Genomic DNA, 15,081 nt, shown 5'->3' on the forward strand with positions numbered 1-15,081 from the left:
CGCAGATTCTACGGGAAAACACCCTTGATCGCCAGTACAAATTTACGCCATCGACACCGACTCCAAGAGCAACGGTGAACCATCATTCGGGCAGAGAAAGCGGTAGGAATTATCCGGACCGGGAGAGCGGTCCCCACAGACGGAAAGAATGCCCGGTCAGTTCACCTGGCGGCTCAGGCGGAACAGGCTGTTACCCATTTTCAATTCCGCGCGATCCAGCCGGGTCTTGTTCAGTTGCAGGGCCATGTTGGCACCGCTGCCGGCAAACTCCACCATGCCACCGAGGGTGGCAAAGCGGCTGACGTCACTGACCGTCAGTACCGGGAAAAACTCCAATGCACCCACCGCCTGTGCCATACGCTCGGCGCCGATATCCCCCATCACCACAATCTGGCAGCGGCGCACCCGCAGCATTTCCCCATCGTTGACCTGCTCCAGCGATGCCAATCGACCCTGAATGCGTTGGTGGCTCAACCTGGCAGTGAGCGGTTCGACCAGTTCGTCATCGCCCATCACGCAAATCCGGAAAGGGGCATTGGTACCGTTAAAGACGTCGATAGGCCACTGCAGGTGGTGGGCGAAGTGGACAATGTAATCCACCATCACCTTGCGCCCGAGATCCGTGTCGGAGAGGTGCTCGGCCTGTGCCCGCGCGGGCGTCAGTGGCAACAGGAACAACACTAGCAGCAGTATTTCGGCGCAGATCCCGGCAGCCGAAAAAGCGCCCTTCCGGGATTCGGGGGCAGCGGCATTTGGCTTGAGGGGGGAGGCGGAATTGGACATGTGCTGGGTCACCGGGGCGCTGGATTCACGCCCCGCGAACAGGAAATTTGCGCACGGAGCCCCCCAAGGGTAGTACCGGCTGCCCCCACCCACCAACGGTGAGCGGCAGCGGCGCGCCAGAATTCCGGCGAGAACCGGGAAAGGGAATCAGGTCAGCGCGCCGTAGAGGTAGAAAACAGCAAGCCCGGCCTAAGCCGGGCCCCGCACCAGGCTCTAGACCAGGTTTAGGCGCGTTACTCCTCGTCGACGGTGGGGACGCCGGCGATGGTCGGACGCCATTTGAGTGCGCGCTCGATCGCCATGATCATGTTGCCGGCCACGTCCTTGCGGGTCGCACTCTCAATACCCTCAAGGCCCGGAGAGGAGTTCACTTCCAGCAGCAGTGGGCCCTTCTTGGAGCGGATGATATCCACACCGGCCACCTTGAGCCCGAGCACTTTGGCCGCCTTGATGGCGAGCTTGCGCTCTTCAGTGGTGATTTTGACCACAGAGGCGGTGCCCCCCTGGTGGATATTGGCGCGGAACTCGCCCGGCGCCGCCTCCCGCTGGATCGCCGCCACTACCTTGCCGTCAATCACGAACAGGCGCAGGTCCTTGCCCTGGGCCTCGCGGATAAATTCCTGCACCAGCAAATTCACTTTCAGGGATTTGAACGCGTTGATCACCGACTCGCCCGCCTTGCGGGTTTCCGCCAGCACCACACCGCGCCCCTGGGTACCTTCCAGCAGCTTAACGATCAGCGGCGCGCCACCGACCATTTCGATCAGCTCGTTGGTGTCCATGGGCGAGTTGGCGAAGCCGGAAATCGGAATGCTCAGGCCGCCCTCCTGCAGCAACTGCAGCGAGAACAGTTTGTCGCGGGACTGGCCGATCGCCGCGGAGCCATTCAGCGCAAACACCCCAATGCTCTCGAAGTGGCGCGTGAGCGCGCAACCATAAAATGTCTGGCTGGGGCGGATGCGCGGGATCACCGCATCCAGGTTGTTGAGGATACGACCGTCGCGGTAGTGCACTTCCGGCTCGGTGGAATCGAGCTTCATGTAGCACTGGCGAATGTTCAGGAAGGTCATGCGGTGACCGCGTTCGGCACCCGCTTCCATGATCCGCTGGTTGCTGTACAGATCCGGATTGGACGCCAGCAGGCCGATGCGCAGACCGGTACCCGCCATATGGTGCTCGTCGTGGTAATACTCCTCCAGCTGGCTGGGGGGCATTTCACCGAGACAGAAGCTCTCCGACGGGTCCACCAGCATGCGTCCCATCATCGCCTCGCGCCCGAGCAGCATACGATAGCCCATGGAGTCGCGATTGGTCAGGGTCAGCTCAATATCCCACACACTGCCACCGATGCTGATCGCGGTCTTGATCACTATGCGCTTTTCCGCATCGCCGGAGGAGCTGCGCACCGTGCGCTTATCCAGCACGCGCGCTTCACAGCGCACGCGCGGGCGGCGCAGGTTCTGCAACGGGTGCGCCTCGAAGCTCACCCAGGGCTCACCGCCACGGTTGAACTGCTGGATGTTGTAGGCGTGCAGGCACGAGGTTTTGGCTCCGGAGTCCACCCGCGCCTTGATCGCGGGAATACCCAACCCGGGAAATGCACACCACTCCTCGCTACCGACGATGATTTTCTTTTCCAAACAATAAACTCCAAAAAAATTACGGGGCTGGCCCCTTATTTAAGGGCCAGCACGTCGCGCATGTCGTAGCGACCGGCGGCTCGATCATTCAACCAGATGGCAGCGCGCACCGCGCCGCGGGCAAAGGCCAGGCGGCTGCTGGCCTTGTGGGTAATTTCAATGCGCTCGCCATCGGCAAAGAAAGATACCGTGTGTTCACCAACCACATCGCCGCCACGCACAGTGGCAAAACCGATGGTTTCACGCGCGCGCGCGCCGGTTTGCCCCTCGCGACCATATACCGCCACCTTGTCGAGATCGCGACCAAGGGTGTCGGCAATTACCTCGCCCATGCTGAGCGCGGTACCGGAAGGTGCGTCCAGTTTGTGGCGGTGGTGTGCTTCGACAATTTCAATATCCACGTCGTCACCCAGCACCCTGGCCGCGGTTTCCAGTAAGTTAAAGCACAGATTCACGCCGGTGGAAAAATTGGTCGCGAAACACAGCGGGGTTTTATCTCCGGCACTCAGCATCTGCGCCTTCTGCTCGTGGGTAAAACCGGTGGTACCGATCACAATGGCCTTGCCGTGCTGCGCACAATAGGCGGCGCTGTCGAGGGTGGCGAGCGGCGATGTGAAGTCGATCAGTGCATCGAATTCCACCTGATCCAGGCTGTCGACGATCTTCAGGCCATTGCGCCCGAGACCGGCCACCTCCCCGGCATCCGCACCCACCAGGCTTGAGCCCGGGCGCACGATGGCACCGGTTAGTTTCGCTTTGCCATCCTTCTCCGCCAGCGCAACGGCTTCCGCCAGTACACGCCCCATACGGCCGCCAAATCCTGTGATTGCTATGTTTACCGCCATGTTTCTCTCCTTCGGGCCGGGCTTGAAAGGCGCGGATTCTACCCCGGTTTCCGTTGCGGGCAATACCGCGCGGCCGCTACGTAAACCCCACTCAACATATCAGAGTAATGACCGGGCGGTATGCCTTGCGGCGCCCAAATCCTCTACTAGGCTTTAAATATCCCGTAGATTGGAGCGCCAACCATGACCCCGGAATCTCGCGACCCGTTCTGGTCATCCTTCTCCGCCGCACTCTTCGCATTGCTACTGTTTACCGTTGTCTCCACCAGCAAAGCGGTGGACAGCGACGACTTCTGGGAAAAGTATGACGATATTACCGATTGGGTAACCCTGCAGCTGAAGCTCACACCGGAACAGGAAGAAAAGGCCCTGCCGTTGATGGAAAAAAGCTTCGAGCTGCAACTGCACATACTGGAAGATTACGGGTTTGCCCCAGGCAAGCGACCAAAGCTTACCCGCGAGCAGAAAGAAGAAATCGACGCAAAAATCATTGCCGCCCGGGCCGCCACCCGTGTGGAAATGGTGAAAATCCTGAATGAAGAACAGCTGGAGGAATTAAAGAAGATCCAGACGGAATTTCACCAAAGTTTCCGCAAAAAACTGGCTGAGTACTGAATTGGCAGCAGCCAGATAAAAAAAGCCCGGCAACAAGGCCGGGCTTTTTGTTCAAGACGGTCAGCGCCTTAAAGCTTCATATCGCCGAAGAAGTTTTTCACCCCTTCAAACCAACCGGTCTGGCGGGGTGAATTTTTCTTTTCGCTGAGGGTGCCGGCGAACTCCTCCAGCAGCTCTTTCTGCTTGGCGGTGAGATTCACCGGGGTTTCCACCACCACACGACACAGCAGATCGCCGGGAGCACCGCCGCGTACCGGGGTCACGCCCTTGCCGCGCAGGCGGAACAGTTTGCCGGTCTGGCTCTCCGCCGGGATTTTCAGTTTGACCTTGCCATCCAGGGTAGGCACTTCCATCTCGCCACCGAGCGCTGCAGTGACAAAGCTGATCGGCACCTCGCAGTAGAGGTTCTTGCCATCGCGCTGGAACAGCTCGTGCTCTTTCACCATCACCTGTACATACAGGTCGCCCGCAGGTCCGCCGTCCGGGCCCGCTTCACCTTCGCCGGCGAGACGGATACGGTCACCGGTATCCACACCTGGCGGCACCTTGACTGACAGGGTCTTGGTTTCCTCGACACGGCCACGGCCGTGACAGCTGGTGCAGGGATCGGTGATTACAGTACCGCGACCGCGACAGTTGGGGCAGGTCTGCTGCACAGAGAAAAAGCCCTGCTGCATGCGCACCTGACCGGCGCCGCCACAGGTGCCACAGGTCTGCGGCTTGGAGCCGGCCTTGGCGCCGGAGCCGTGGCAGGTGCCACAGTTGGCCAGTGTCGGCACCCGGATCTTGACGGTAGTGCCGCGCACCGCGTCTTCCAGATCCAGCTCAAGATCGTAGCGCAGGTCGGAACCGCGCTGCGGTCCGCGACGGCCGCCACCGGCGCCGCCGCCAAAGATATCGCCAAACACATCACCGAAAATATCGGAGAATCCGCCGAAGCCACCACCGCCGTGGCCCGCCTGCCCGTCCACTCCGGCGTGGCCGAATTGGTCATAGGCCGCTTTCTTCTGCGGATCAGACAGTACTTCGTAGGCCTCGTTGGCCTCTTTGAATTTGTTCTCCGCCTCTTTGTCGTCGGGGTTGCGGTCCGGGTGAAATTTCATCGCCACCCGGCGGTAAGCCTTTTTCAGCTCCTTTTCATCCGCCCCTTTGCTGACGCCGAGGACTTCGTAGTAATCGCGTTTGGACATAGCTCTGTGTGTTCTTTTTAAAACTGCATAAGGCGCGAAAGCCCTCTCGAACTCCCGCGCCTTCTGATAACCCTGCGGTGGCCCGATTCAGGCCCCCGCAACTTCGGGTGAGACTGGCAAGTAATACCTGTATTACTTGGCGCCGTCTTTCTTGTCGTCTTTGACTTCTTCGAACTCAGCGTCCACTGCGTCGTCACCACCGGACTTGCCACCGGAACTCGCCTGCTCAGCCTGCTGCGCGGCAGCATCGTGGGCCTGGGCCTGCTCGGCGTAGAGTTTCTGCGCCAGGGAGCCAGAGGCTTCGGTCAGCTTGGTGGTAGCGGCTTCGATCGCAGCCTTGTCGTTGCCTTTTACCGCTTCCTCGGCTTCCGCCAGGGCGGCGTCGATTGCAGATTTCTCTTCTGCAGTCGCCTTGTCGCCGGCTTCGTCCAGAGTCTTGCGGGTGGCAGAGATCAGGCCGTCGAGGGTGTTGCGTGCCTGCACCAGCTCCTCGAACTGCTTGTCCGCTTCGGCGTTGGCCTCGGCGTCGCGCACCATTTGTTCGATCTCCTCGTCAGACAGACCGGAAGAGGCCTTGATGACGATGGACTGCTCCTTGCCAGTCGCCTTGTCTTTGGCGTGCACGTGCAGGATGCCGTTGGCATCGATATCGAAGGTCACTTCGATCTGCGGCATGCCGCGCGGCGCCGGTGGGATGTCGGCCAGGTCGAAACGACCCAGGGACTTGTTCTGTGCCGCCTGCTTGCGCTCACCCTGTACCACGTGAATGGTCACTGCGGTCTGGTTGTCGTCGGCAGTGGAGAACACCTGGGACTTTTTGGTCGGGATGGTGGTGTTCTTTTCGATCAGCGCGGTGGCCACGCCACCCATGGTTTCGATACCCAGGGTCAGCGGGGTTACGTCCAGCAGCAGTACGTCTTTCACGTCGCCGCCCAGTACCGCGCCCTGGATCGCAGCGCCCACGGCAACCGCTTCATCCGGGTTCACGTCTTTGCGCGGCTCTTTGCCGAAGAACGCAGTCACTTTCTGCTGTACCAGCGGCATACGGGTCTGGCCGCCCACCAGGATCACTTCGTCGATCTTGGCAGTGGTCATGTCGGCGTCTTGCAGCGCGATTTTTACCGGCTCTAGGGAACGGTTAACCAGTTCTTCCACCAGGCTTTCCAGCTTGGCGCGGGTCAGCTTCACAACCAGGTGCTTAGGACCAGTGGCGTCTGCAGTGATGTACGGCAGGTTCACTTCGGTCTGCTGGCTGGAGGACAGCTCGATCTTGGCTTTCTCAGCCGCTTCCTTCAGGCGCTGCATGGCCAGGGGATCGCCCTTCAGGTCGATGCCCTGCTCTTTCTTGAACTGCTCGGCCAGGTAATCGATCAGGCGCAGGTCGAAGTCTTCACCACCGAGGAAGGTGTCACCGTTGGTGGACAGCACTTCAAACTGCATTTCGCCGTCGACATCGGCAATTTCAATGATGGAGATATCGAAGGTACCGCCACCCAGGTCGTATACCGCGATGGTGCGGTCGCCGCCTTTCTTGTCCAGGCCGTAGGCCAGCGCAGCCGCGGTGGGCTCGTTGATGATGCGCTTGACGTCCAGACCCGCGATGCGGCCGGCGTCTTTAGTGGCCTGGCGCTGGGAGTCGTTGAAGTAGGCCGGTACGGTGATTACCGCGGCGTCTACTTTCTCACCGAGGAAGTCTTCCGCGGTTTTCTTCATCTTTTTCAGCACTTCGGCAGAGATCTGCGGCGGTGCTTTCTTGTCGCCCTTTACCTGTACCCAGGCGTCGCCGTTGTCGGCTTCAACGATGGAGTAAGGCACCATTTTGATGTCTTTCTGTACCACATCGTCCTTGAACTTACGGCCGATCAGGCGCTTCACCGCGAACAGGGTGTTGGTCGGGTTGGTAACCGCCTGACGCTTGGCAGACTGGCCTACCAGAACCTCGTTGTCGTCGGTGAACGCAACGATGGACGGGGTAGTGCGATCGCCTTCCGCGTTCTCGATAACGCGCGCCTTGTCACCATCCAGTACCGCTACACAGCTGTTGGTGGTACCCAGGTCGATGCCGATGATTTTTCCCATTGGTCTGTATCCTCTTTGCGGCGCACGCCGGTTCTGTACTCTTGTTCCGGAACCCGGCGCTGCGCGGTTGTATTCGGTTGCTTCTTATATTGGTGCCGCCGTTTCGTTTTCAAGGGCGGCCGTCAAACTGAATCAGGGGGCTTTGCTGACCACTACCATGGCCGGGCGCAGCAGGCGACCGTGCAGGCGGTAGCCCTTCTGGAACACGTCGAGCACGGTGTTCGGCTCCACGTTGCCATTGGGTATCTGGGTCATGGCCTGGTGCAGCTCCGGGTCGAAGGGCTCGCCCGCGGGGTCAACCACCTCAACGCCATTGCGGGTCAGGGTGTCGATGAAGGACTTGCGGGTCAGCTCGATACCTTCCACCACAGCCTTGTGGGCCTCGTGCTCGCTGTCGATGGTGGCCAGGGCGCGATCCAGGTTATCGACTACCGGCAGCAGGTCCTTGAGCAGCTTTTCCACCCCGAACTTGTGTGCCTTCTCCACATCCTGCTCGGCGCGGCGGCGGGCATTCTGCACCTCGGCCTGGGCGCGCAGCACCATGTCTTTGTGCTCGGCCAGCTGCTGGTGCAGGGAGGCGATCTCAATCTCCTGTGCACTCTCTACCGCGAGTTCTTCCTGCAGAACCTCTTCCGCCGCGTGCTGCTCTTCCGGGGTAGGGATCTCGACTTCGGCGGTCTCGATGTGCTGTTCTTCCTGTTGGTCTTCGCTGCGCTCTTTGGCCACTGCTCTCTCCGTCTGTGCTCGTCGGCTTGCTGCCAGTTGGATCAAAATCGGTAAAACGCCGGCGAACGCCGGCAATGCAGGGGTATATGGGGGCACTCCGGCGCACTTCAAGCGCCGGCGAGCGCCATCAGCCGGCTACCCGCAACCTTTTCATTGGCATCCTTCGGAAAGGCAGATGCCAGAGTAAGGTGGCGCTGCAGGGACCGCGAAAAACGATTGCATCGCAATCTGTGCCCGGGGTGATTGAAAATTCTCCGCCAAATACTGTATAAACAACCACTATTCACAACCACCAAGCACGATCCCATGTTGCTGCATCTGTCTATCAGTCAGTTCACCCTGGTCGACCAGCTGGAGCTGGAATTCGGCCCCGGCACCAGCACCCTCACGGGCGAAACCGGCGCCGGTAAATCCATCACCCTGGACGCCCTCGGCCTCGCCCTCGGCGACCGCGGCAATGCCGAGCTGGTGCGGGCCGGCGCACAGCGCGCCGACATCCACGCCACCTTCGATATCAGCAACCACCAGGAAGCCCGCGACTGGCTGGAGGAGCAGGAACTGGACGCCGGGCGCGAGGTGATCCTGCGCCGCACCATCGGTGCCGACGGCCGTTCGCGCGCCTATATCAACGGCCAGCCGGTAACCCTGCTGCAGCTGCGCGCCCTCGGTGAGCAGCTGATCGACATCCACAGCCAGCACGAACACCAGTCGCTGCTGAAGAAGGAAACCCACCGTCGCCTGCTGGACGAATACGCCCACGCCGAGGCGCAGTCCGCGGAAGTGCGCATTCACTTCAAGACCTGGCAGGACCAGTACCGCCGCTACCGCAAGCTAGCCGACAGCGCCGAGGAAACCCAGGCCCGCCGCGACCTGCTGGAATACCAGCTGCAGGAACTGGAGCAGCTGAACCTGAAGCCCGGCGAACTGGACGAGCTGGAAAGCGAACAGCGCCAGCTGGCGAACGCCGGCGACATCCTCAACGGCAGCTACCAGCTGGCCGCACTGCTGAACGGCGGTGAGGGCGATATCGCCGAACAACTACACCGCGCCCTGCACCTTGTTGGCGCCATGCCCGAGCAGACCCAGGCATTGATGGACGTGGCGCAGATGCTCGACAGCGCCCGCATCCAGATAGACGAGGCCGCCAGCACCCTGTCGCGGCATATCGACCGTTTTGAAATGGACCCGGAGCGGCTGGCGGAAGTGGAAGAGCGCCTGTCGGCCATCTACTCCATCGCCCGCAAGCACCGGGTACAGCCGGACCAGCTGCCGGAAGTCCAGCAGCAGTGGCAACAGGAGCTGGACGAAATCGGTGCGCCGGACGCGCTGGACAAACTGGCCGGGGAGTGTGAGCGGCTGGAAAAGGCCTTCCGCACCAGTGCCGGCAAGCTCAGCAAGCTGCGCGCCGCCGCGGCAAAGAAACTCGCGGAGGCGGTCAATGCCCAGCTGGCAGACCTGGCGATGCCCCACGCGCGGGTGGAACTTGCGCTGATCGAACTGGAAAAGCCCGCCTCCACCGGTCTCGAAGAGGTGGAAATCCTGATTGCCACCAACCCGGGCCAGCCGGCGCGCGCACTGGGCAAGATTGCCTCCGGCGGCGAACTGTCGCGGGTCAGCCTGGCAATCCAGGTGGTCACCGCGCAGACTTCCCGCACCCCTACCCTGGTGTTCGACGAGGTGGACGTGGGCATCGGCGGCGCCACCGGCGACGTAGTGGGCAAGCTGCTGCGCCAGCTGGGCGAGCGCGGCCAGGTAATCTGTGTAACCCACCTGGCGCAGGTGGCCGCCCGCGCCCATCGCCAGTACCTGGTGGAAAAACACAGCGACGGTGCGGCCGCCTTCGTGGCCCTGCGCGAGCTACAGGACGGCGAACGCAGCGCGGAGATCGCCCGTATGCTGGGCGGTGAGGCCACCGCGCAGTCCCTGGCACACGCGGAGGAAATGCTGAACCGGGCCTGATCAAAGGCCCCCTCCAACTAGCAAGCCAGACCCGACCAGTCACAGATAGTCGGCCCGGATGCCCTCCCCGGGCCGAAATTGACCGAAAGTGGCACACAATTCACTTTATACTGCCGCGCCCTTTGCACGGGGTTCCAAACTACACTGTCGGGCAAAGAATTCGGTCACATCATGCAGACAACCATTTTCAACACCCCCATTCTCACTCCCTGCCTGCGGCTGGTGGCGCGCCTGCTGCTGAAGCTGCACGGCTGGAAAATCGTCGCCGACGAGCGCGCACTGCGGCTGAAAAAGTATGTGCTGCTGGCAGCACCGCACACCTCCAATTGGGATGGCTACTTTTTCATCCTCGCCGCGCTCAAGTTGAAGGTGAACCCGCAGTGGATGGGCAAGGACAAACTGTTCAAGTTCCCGCTGGGCCCCACCATGCGCTGGTTTGGCGGTATCGCGGTGGACCGCAGCAAGTCCAACAACTTGGTGGAAGCCACCGTCAACCAGTACAACACCCGGGAAGAGCTGGTGATTGCGGTACCGCCGGAAGGTACCCGCGGCAAGGCCGAGCGCTGGAAGACCGGCTTCTACCACATCGCCCGCGGTGCGGCGGTGCCGGTAGTGTGCGGATTCATCGACTTCGCGAAAAAAGAAGCGGGCCTGGGGCCGGTGATGGAGATGAGCGAGAACCTGGCGAAAGAACTGGCGCGCTTCGGCAGCTTCTACGCCACCAAGGTGGGCAAGTATCCGGGAGACTACACCGCACCGGTGTAATCGCCTGTGCCGGGACCAGTGTCCGGCACAAAATTCAGACACAAAAAAGGGAGCCGCTCGGCTCCCTTTTTCATTTCCGGGCTCACCCCTTCTTCTTTACATACAGCACCAGGCTGTGGCCGGTGAGCTCGTAGCCGTGCTCCTCGGCAATCTGGTGTTGCAGCTCTTCGATCTTTTCGTTGTGAAACTCGATCACTTCGCCGGTATCGGTGCACACCATATGGTCGTGGTGGTCTCCGCGGTCCAGCTCAAATACGGAGTGGCCACCGTCAAAGTTGTGACGGATCACCAGCCCGGCGCTTTCGAACTGGGTCAGTACCCGGTAAACGGTCGCCAGACCCACGTCTTCGCCAGCGTCCAGCAGCATCTTGTACACATCCTCAGCACTCAGATGCTGGTCACTGGCGCCTTCCAGCAGTTGCAAAATTTTGACGCGCGGCAGCGTGACCTTGAGTCCCGCCTTACGCAGTTCCTGATTTTCGTTCAACATGAGTAATACTTTCCGGATGTGTGCTCGTAGTCGCTATATCGTAATCGTGGCGCGCGCCTGTCGGCCCACGCGCAGTTCGGGTATTATCCACGCCCAGTGCAGGCAGCGGAACCCCAAACCGGGATTCGGTCCAGCATCACCCATGATGGAGAAGTCCCGAGACCCCCAGGGGAAGTGAGCACACACTTACACCTGGTTTTGCACGGACAAATCAGCAAATGAGTGACGCTATCGCCAGCTTTGTCGTCACCTCAGCGGGAACTTTGCCCGCGGGTTGGCGACTATTCTCATGGTCGGACCTGTAAACATCCGCAGCCATAGACAAATTGGAACTCAATAAAAATCCAGATGGAGCAATCAATGCCATCCGTTGTACGAATCCTGCTGATCGCCGGCCTGTGTAGCTTCGCTACCGCCTGCAGCCTGTTCAAATTTCCCGGTGTACACCGCATCCAGGTCCAGCAGGGCAATATCATCACCCAGGAAATGGTGGACCAGCTGAAGCCGGGCATGACCCGCCGCCAGGTGCGCTTCGTACTGGGTACACCGCTGGTGGAAGACACCTTCAACCCCAACCGCTGGGACTACATCAACCGCGTGCGCGAGCCCAACGGTGAAGAGAGCCAGAAGCGTTTCAGTGTTTACTTCAACGGCGACCAGCTGATCGAGACCAGCGGCGACTGGCAGCCCTCCGGCTGGCCCGGCTAACCCGAGCGCCGGGGCTCACTCGCCCTCGGCCTGACGCTTCGCCTTTTCCGCCCGCTGCTTGCGCGCCTCCTTCGGGTCCGCGATCAACGGGCGGTACACCTCCACCCGGTCTCCCGGTTGCAACACATACTCCGACGCCACAGCCAATCCCTTGGTGCCGAGCGCCTGGCCGAAAATCCCGAGTTTGGCCGATGCCGGATCCACTTCCGGATACTCCCGCGGAATTCCCGACAGCTCCAGCGCCTTTAATGCCGTGGTACCCGGCTCCACCAGCATGCTGATCAGACGCTGCTCGTGGGGAAGTGCGTACACCACTTCCACGGCGATGGTTTTCTGGCTGGTCATTGTTTGTCTCCAAAAGAATTCTCGCCGTAGATCTTGCCGGCGCGCTCGCACATGGCGTCCACCATCTGGTTGGCAATACCGCCAAACAGCTTGCCCACCGCCGCACCCAGCAGGCGATTGCTGACTTCGAACTCAAGGGTAAACGCCACCTTGCAGGCATTTTCCGCCAGCGGCGTGAATGCCCACACACCGTTAAAGCTGCTGAACGGTCCATCTACCAGGGTCAGCGTCATGGTCTCGGGGCGCTTCAACCGATTGCGGGTCACAAAGCTCTGGGAGATACCCGCGCGGGACAGATCCAACCGCGCCTCCAGGGTTTCGCCGTCCTGAAAGAGCACCTCCGCCCCCCGGCAACCGGGCAGGAATTGGGGATAACTGGCGACATCGTTCACCAGGTCAAACATCTGTTCCGCGCTGAACATCACCAGTGCACTGCGTTCAATTTTTGTCATCGATCAAAACTTGCTCATTGCTCAAACATTGCCCTGCAAAAGCGTTTTTTGCCTAATCTATGTCTCACCGGACACATTTCGCCCGCGACGCTACTCAAGGCGGATAAATCCTGCAACAATCGGTCCCCACTTACCCGGGCCACCCCCGGATAGCAACCGTCACTGACCATGTCGACGGCGGCGATCATTCAAACGACAAGAATAACAGGCAAGTGAGTAATCTATGTCCGCAGCGCGAGAACATTTTGGATCCCGAATCGGTTTTATTCTGGCTGCGGCAGGTTCCGCAGTAGGTATCGGCAACCTGGTGTCTTTCCCTGTGGCCGCCACCAAGAGTGGTGGTGGCGCCTTCCTGTTGGTCTATGCGCTGTTTGTTTTCCTGATCTGCCTGCCGGTGATGATGGCGGAACTCGCCCTTGGCCGCAGAACCGATAAGGATCCGGTCGGCGCCTACCGCCATCTCTCCGGCGGTTCCAAGCTGTGGCGTATTCCCGGCTGGCTGGCGCTGTTTACCCCGTTCATGATCGCCGTCTTTTATATGGTGGTCACCGTGTGGGTGCTCGGCTACATGGTTGAGATCTTCAAGGGCAACCTGACCGGGCTCACCACCGAGGCCTACTTCGGCGAGTTCATCAACTCCAAATCCGTGTTCGTCTACCTGATCGTGCTGATGCTCATCATCAACGGCGTGCTTTCCATGGGCGTGAAGGACGGTATCGAACGTGCCGCCAAGACCCTGATGCCGCTGCTGTTTGTCATGCTGGTGTGCCTGGTGCTGTTCGTGCTCACCCAGGAAAATGCGCTGCTGGGCGTGCAGTACTACCTGATCCCGGACTTCGCCAAGCTCAATGCGGAAGTCGTGAGCAAAGCCATGTCACAGGCGTTTTTCTCCCTGTCCCTCGGCATGGGCATCATGATCACCTACGGCTCCTACATGAAGAAGCGCGACTCGATCCCCGGTTCCGCCAAGGCCGTCGCCCTGACCGACACGCTGGTGGCCTTTACCGCGGGCCTGCTGATCCTGCCCAGCATCTTCCACTTCAACCCGGAAATTGACCCGACCACCCTGAGCGACTCCTCCGCGGGCATGATCTTCCTGTTCCTGCCGAAGATCTTCCTGTCGCTGCAGGACACCATCGGCTACTTCGGTGCCAGCGCCATCGCTGCGGCCTTCTTCTTCCTGGTGTTTGTGGCCGCACTGACCTCGCTGGTATCCATTATCGAAGTCCCCGTCGCCACCCTGCGCGATGAGCGCGGCATGAGCCGCAAACAGGCCATCCTCACCCTGGCCGTCGTCCAGTTTGTGCTCGCCGTCTTCTGCGCCATGTCCTTCGGCATGGCCGACTGGCTGACCCAGTTCGTGAAGATCGCCGGCAACGATAAATCGTTCTTCGATCTGGTAGAAATCCTGTTTTACGATACCATTCTGCCCCTCAACGGCCTGCTGGTATGTATCTTCGTGATCTACAAGTGGAAGCGGGCCAATTTCGACCAGGAGCTGACCGAGGGAGACAGCGGCTTTGCCGGCTCCCTCTCACAGAAGTATGTAAACTTCGCCCTCGGCACCTTCATTCCCGTAATTCTGCTGCTGATCTTCATCAACACCGTTGCCCTGAAGTTCTTCGGCACCAGCTTTATATAAAGCTGGTTGATTAGAGAAAAAGCCTGCAAAGGCACAAGTTGTACACATGGCAAAAAAGAAGAAAGCCCCGACTTCCAACACCATCGCCCTCAACAAGAAGGCCAAGCACGACTATTTCATCGAGGAAAAGTTTGAGGCTGGCCTGGAGTTGCAGGGCTGGGAAGTCAAATCCTGCCGCGAGGGCAAGGCCCAGCTCACCGATAGCTACGTCCTGTTCAAAGACGGGCAGGCATGGCTGCTGGGCGCGCGCATCCAGCCGCTGATCAGCGCCTCCACCCACTATGTGACCGAACCGGACCGCACCCGCAGGCTGCTGCTGAACCGCAAGGAGATCGCCAGGCTGATGGCCTCGGTGGAACAGAAGGGTTACACCTGCGTGTGCACCGCGCTCTACTGGAAAAAGCACCTGATCAAGTGCGAGATCGCGCTGGCCAAGGGCAAGGCCCTGCACGATAAGCGTGAGACCGAGAAAGAGCGCGACTGGAATCGCGAGAAGCAGCGCCTGATGCGCAAGGATCACCACTAATCCCTGATGCAGAGACCCCGTCGACACAAGTGCCGGGGTTGCATGACCCTTATCACTGATCGTCGACAACCCCGACCAGAAGAATAATTACAGGATTTACCATGAGTGCACCGCGAGGACAGTTCAGTTCCAACTTCGGCTTCCTGATGGCCGCCGCCGGCTCCGCTGTCGGCCTCGGCAATATCTGGGGTTTCCCCACCAACGTGGCCTCCAACGGCGGTGCCGCCTTCGTGGTGGTGTACCTGCTGCTCGCGTTTATGCTCGCCTACCCGGTACTGATGGCGGAGCTCACCATCGGCCGCCACGCACGGCGCAA

15 protein-coding genes and 2 pseudogenes are annotated in these 15,081 nt (G+C 60.3%); 7 read left to right on the forward strand and 10 right to left on the reverse strand.

Features of this window, described 5'->3' with window-relative positions:
* Positions 1-156: 156 nt before the first annotated feature.
* The 4 genes and pseudogenes from VIL80_RS10385 to dapB all read right to left on the reverse strand — a co-directional run bounded on the left by VIL80_RS10385 (position 157) and on the right by dapB (position 3,268).
* Positions 157-783 carry a YfiR family protein gene (locus tag VIL80_RS10385; RefSeq protein ID WP_332036044.1) on the reverse strand — a complete coding sequence of 209 codons (627 nt, stop codon included), beginning with the start codon at positions 781-783 and terminating at the stop codon, positions 157-159.
* Positions 784-1,016: 233 nt separating this feature from the next.
* Positions 1,017-1,937 carry a 30S ribosomal protein S6--L-glutamate ligase gene (rimK, locus tag VIL80_RS10390; protein ID WP_332036060.1) on the reverse strand — a complete coding sequence of 307 codons (921 nt, stop codon included), beginning with the start codon at positions 1,935-1,937 and terminating at the stop codon, positions 1,017-1,019.
* Positions 1,938-2,021: 84 nt separating this feature from the next.
* Positions 2,022-2,423: pseudogene (locus tag VIL80_RS10395) on the reverse strand (retropepsin-like aspartic endopeptidase); the annotation flags it as partial.
* A 35-nt stretch (positions 2,424-2,458) separates the two neighbouring features.
* Entirely contained in the window at positions 2,459-3,268 is an 810-nt protein-coding gene (dapB, locus tag VIL80_RS10400; protein ID WP_332036045.1) for a 4-hydroxy-tetrahydrodipicolinate reductase, read from the reverse strand.
* Positions 3,269-3,451: 183 nt separating this feature from the next.
* Between dapB and VIL80_RS10405 the strand changes: the two genes are divergently transcribed.
* On the forward strand, positions 3,452-3,883 hold the full coding sequence (locus VIL80_RS10405; protein WP_332036046.1) for a hypothetical protein: 432 nt from the start codon (positions 3,452-3,454) through the stop codon (positions 3,881-3,883).
* A gap of 68 nt (positions 3,884-3,951) precedes the next feature.
* Here VIL80_RS10405 and dnaJ read toward each other — a convergent pair whose 3' ends face one another.
* The 3 genes from dnaJ to grpE all read right to left on the reverse strand — a co-directional run bounded on the left by dnaJ (position 3,952) and on the right by grpE (position 7,878).
* Positions 3,952-5,073 (reverse strand): molecular chaperone DnaJ, encoded by a 1,122-nt coding sequence (dnaJ, locus tag VIL80_RS10410; RefSeq protein WP_332036047.1) that lies wholly within the window; start codon positions 5,071-5,073, stop codon positions 3,952-3,954.
* Positions 5,074-5,205: 132 nt separating this feature from the next.
* Positions 5,206-7,152, reverse strand: coding sequence for a molecular chaperone DnaK (gene dnaK, locus VIL80_RS10415; RefSeq protein ID WP_332036048.1), 1,947 nt, complete (start codon positions 7,150-7,152; stop codon positions 5,206-5,208).
* Between the two features lie 132 nt (positions 7,153-7,284).
* Entirely contained in the window at positions 7,285-7,878 is a 594-nt protein-coding gene (gene grpE, locus VIL80_RS10420; protein ID WP_332036049.1) for a nucleotide exchange factor GrpE, read from the reverse strand.
* A gap of 306 nt (positions 7,879-8,184) precedes the next feature.
* Here grpE and recN point away from each other — a divergent pair, with 306 nt between their 5' ends.
* Both recN and VIL80_RS10430 read left to right on the forward strand, forming a co-directional pair.
* On the forward strand, positions 8,185-9,837 hold the full coding sequence (gene recN / locus VIL80_RS10425) for a DNA repair protein RecN (RefSeq protein WP_332036050.1): 1,653 nt from the start codon (positions 8,185-8,187) through the stop codon (positions 9,835-9,837).
* 171 nt (positions 9,838-10,008) lie between these two features.
* Positions 10,009-10,602 carry a lysophospholipid acyltransferase family protein gene (locus VIL80_RS10430; protein ID WP_332036051.1) on the forward strand — a complete coding sequence of 198 codons (594 nt, stop codon included), beginning with the start codon at positions 10,009-10,011 and terminating at the stop codon, positions 10,600-10,602.
* 82 nt (positions 10,603-10,684) lie between these two features.
* On the opposite strand, the gene fur is transcribed toward VIL80_RS10430, so the two are convergent.
* The gene (gene fur, locus VIL80_RS10435; RefSeq protein WP_332036052.1) at positions 10,685-11,092 is read right to left on the reverse strand and encodes a ferric iron uptake transcriptional regulator; all 408 of its coding nucleotides are present in this window, start codon (positions 11,090-11,092) and stop codon (positions 10,685-10,687) included.
* A 360-nt stretch (positions 11,093-11,452) separates the two neighbouring features.
* On the opposite strand from fur, the gene VIL80_RS10440 reads away from it, so the two are divergent.
* Positions 11,453-11,800 (forward strand): outer membrane protein assembly factor BamE, encoded by a 348-nt coding sequence (locus tag VIL80_RS10440; RefSeq protein WP_332036053.1) that lies wholly within the window; start codon positions 11,453-11,455, stop codon positions 11,798-11,800.
* A 15-nt stretch (positions 11,801-11,815) separates the two neighbouring features.
* Here the strand turns inward: VIL80_RS10440 and VIL80_RS10445 are convergent, their stop codons facing one another.
* Positions 11,816-12,145, reverse strand: coding sequence for an RnfH family protein (locus VIL80_RS10445; protein ID WP_332036054.1), 330 nt, complete (start codon positions 12,143-12,145; stop codon positions 11,816-11,818).
* On the reverse strand, positions 12,142-12,597 hold the full coding sequence (locus tag VIL80_RS10450) for a type II toxin-antitoxin system RatA family toxin (RefSeq protein ID WP_332036055.1): 456 nt from the start codon (positions 12,595-12,597) through the stop codon (positions 12,142-12,144). The genes VIL80_RS10445 and VIL80_RS10450 overlap by 4 nt, the downstream gene beginning before the upstream one ends.
* Positions 12,598-12,820: 223 nt before the next feature.
* Between VIL80_RS10450 and VIL80_RS10455 the strand changes: the two genes are divergently transcribed.
* The 3 genes and pseudogenes from VIL80_RS10455 to VIL80_RS10465 form a co-directional block, all read left to right on the forward strand.
* The gene (locus tag VIL80_RS10455) at positions 12,821-14,239 is read left to right on the forward strand and encodes a sodium-dependent transporter (protein ID WP_332036056.1); all 1,419 of its coding nucleotides are present in this window, start codon (positions 12,821-12,823) and stop codon (positions 14,237-14,239) included.
* 46 nt (positions 14,240-14,285) lie between these two features.
* Positions 14,286-14,765 carry an SsrA-binding protein SmpB gene (smpB, locus tag VIL80_RS10460; protein ID WP_332036057.1) on the forward strand — a complete coding sequence of 160 codons (480 nt, stop codon included), beginning with the start codon at positions 14,286-14,288 and terminating at the stop codon, positions 14,763-14,765.
* Between the two features lie 101 nt (positions 14,766-14,866).
* Positions 14,867-15,081, forward strand: a pseudogene (locus VIL80_RS10465) (sodium-dependent transporter); the annotation flags it as partial.

The sequence above is a fragment of the Microbulbifer sp. genome (genome assembly GCF_036563125.1).
GTDB lineage: Bacteria > Pseudomonadota > Gammaproteobacteria > Pseudomonadales > Cellvibrionaceae > Microbulbifer.

Bases quoted from the DNA above. Each gene is read 5' to 3' on its own strand.
- VIL80_RS10385 (WP_332036044.1), bottom strand. From the start codon at position 783: ATGTCCAATTCCGCCTCCCCCCTCAAGCCAAATGCCGCTGCCCCCGAA.
- dapB (WP_332036045.1), bottom strand. From the start codon at position 3,268: ATGGCGGTAAACATAGCAATCACAGGATTTGGCGGCCGTATGGGGCGT.
- VIL80_RS10405 (WP_332036046.1), top strand. From the start codon at position 3,452: ATGACCCCGGAATCTCGCGACCCGTTCTGGTCATCCTTCTCCGCCGCA.
- dnaJ (WP_332036047.1), bottom strand. From the start codon at position 5,073: ATGTCCAAACGCGATTACTACGAAGTCCTCGGCGTCAGCAAAGGGGCG.
- dnaK (WP_332036048.1), bottom strand. From the start codon at position 7,152: ATGGGAAAAATCATCGGCATCGACCTGGGTACCACCAACAGCTGTGTA.
- recN (WP_332036050.1), top strand. From the start codon at position 8,185: ATGTTGCTGCATCTGTCTATCAGTCAGTTCACCCTGGTCGACCAGCTG.
- VIL80_RS10430 (WP_332036051.1), top strand. From the start codon at position 10,009: ATGCAGACAACCATTTTCAACACCCCCATTCTCACTCCCTGCCTGCGG.
- fur (WP_332036052.1), bottom strand. From the start codon at position 11,092: ATGTTGAACGAAAATCAGGAACTGCGTAAGGCGGGACTCAAGGTCACG.
- VIL80_RS10440 (WP_332036053.1), top strand. From the start codon at position 11,453: ATGCCATCCGTTGTACGAATCCTGCTGATCGCCGGCCTGTGTAGCTTC.
- VIL80_RS10445 (WP_332036054.1), bottom strand. From the start codon at position 12,145: ATGACCAGCCAGAAAACCATCGCCGTGGAAGTGGTGTACGCACTTCCC.
- VIL80_RS10450 (WP_332036055.1), bottom strand. From the start codon at position 12,597: ATGACAAAAATTGAACGCAGTGCACTGGTGATGTTCAGCGCGGAACAG.
- VIL80_RS10455 (WP_332036056.1), top strand. From the start codon at position 12,821: ATGTCCGCAGCGCGAGAACATTTTGGATCCCGAATCGGTTTTATTCTG.
- smpB (WP_332036057.1), top strand. From the start codon at position 14,286: ATGGCAAAAAAGAAGAAAGCCCCGACTTCCAACACCATCGCCCTCAAC.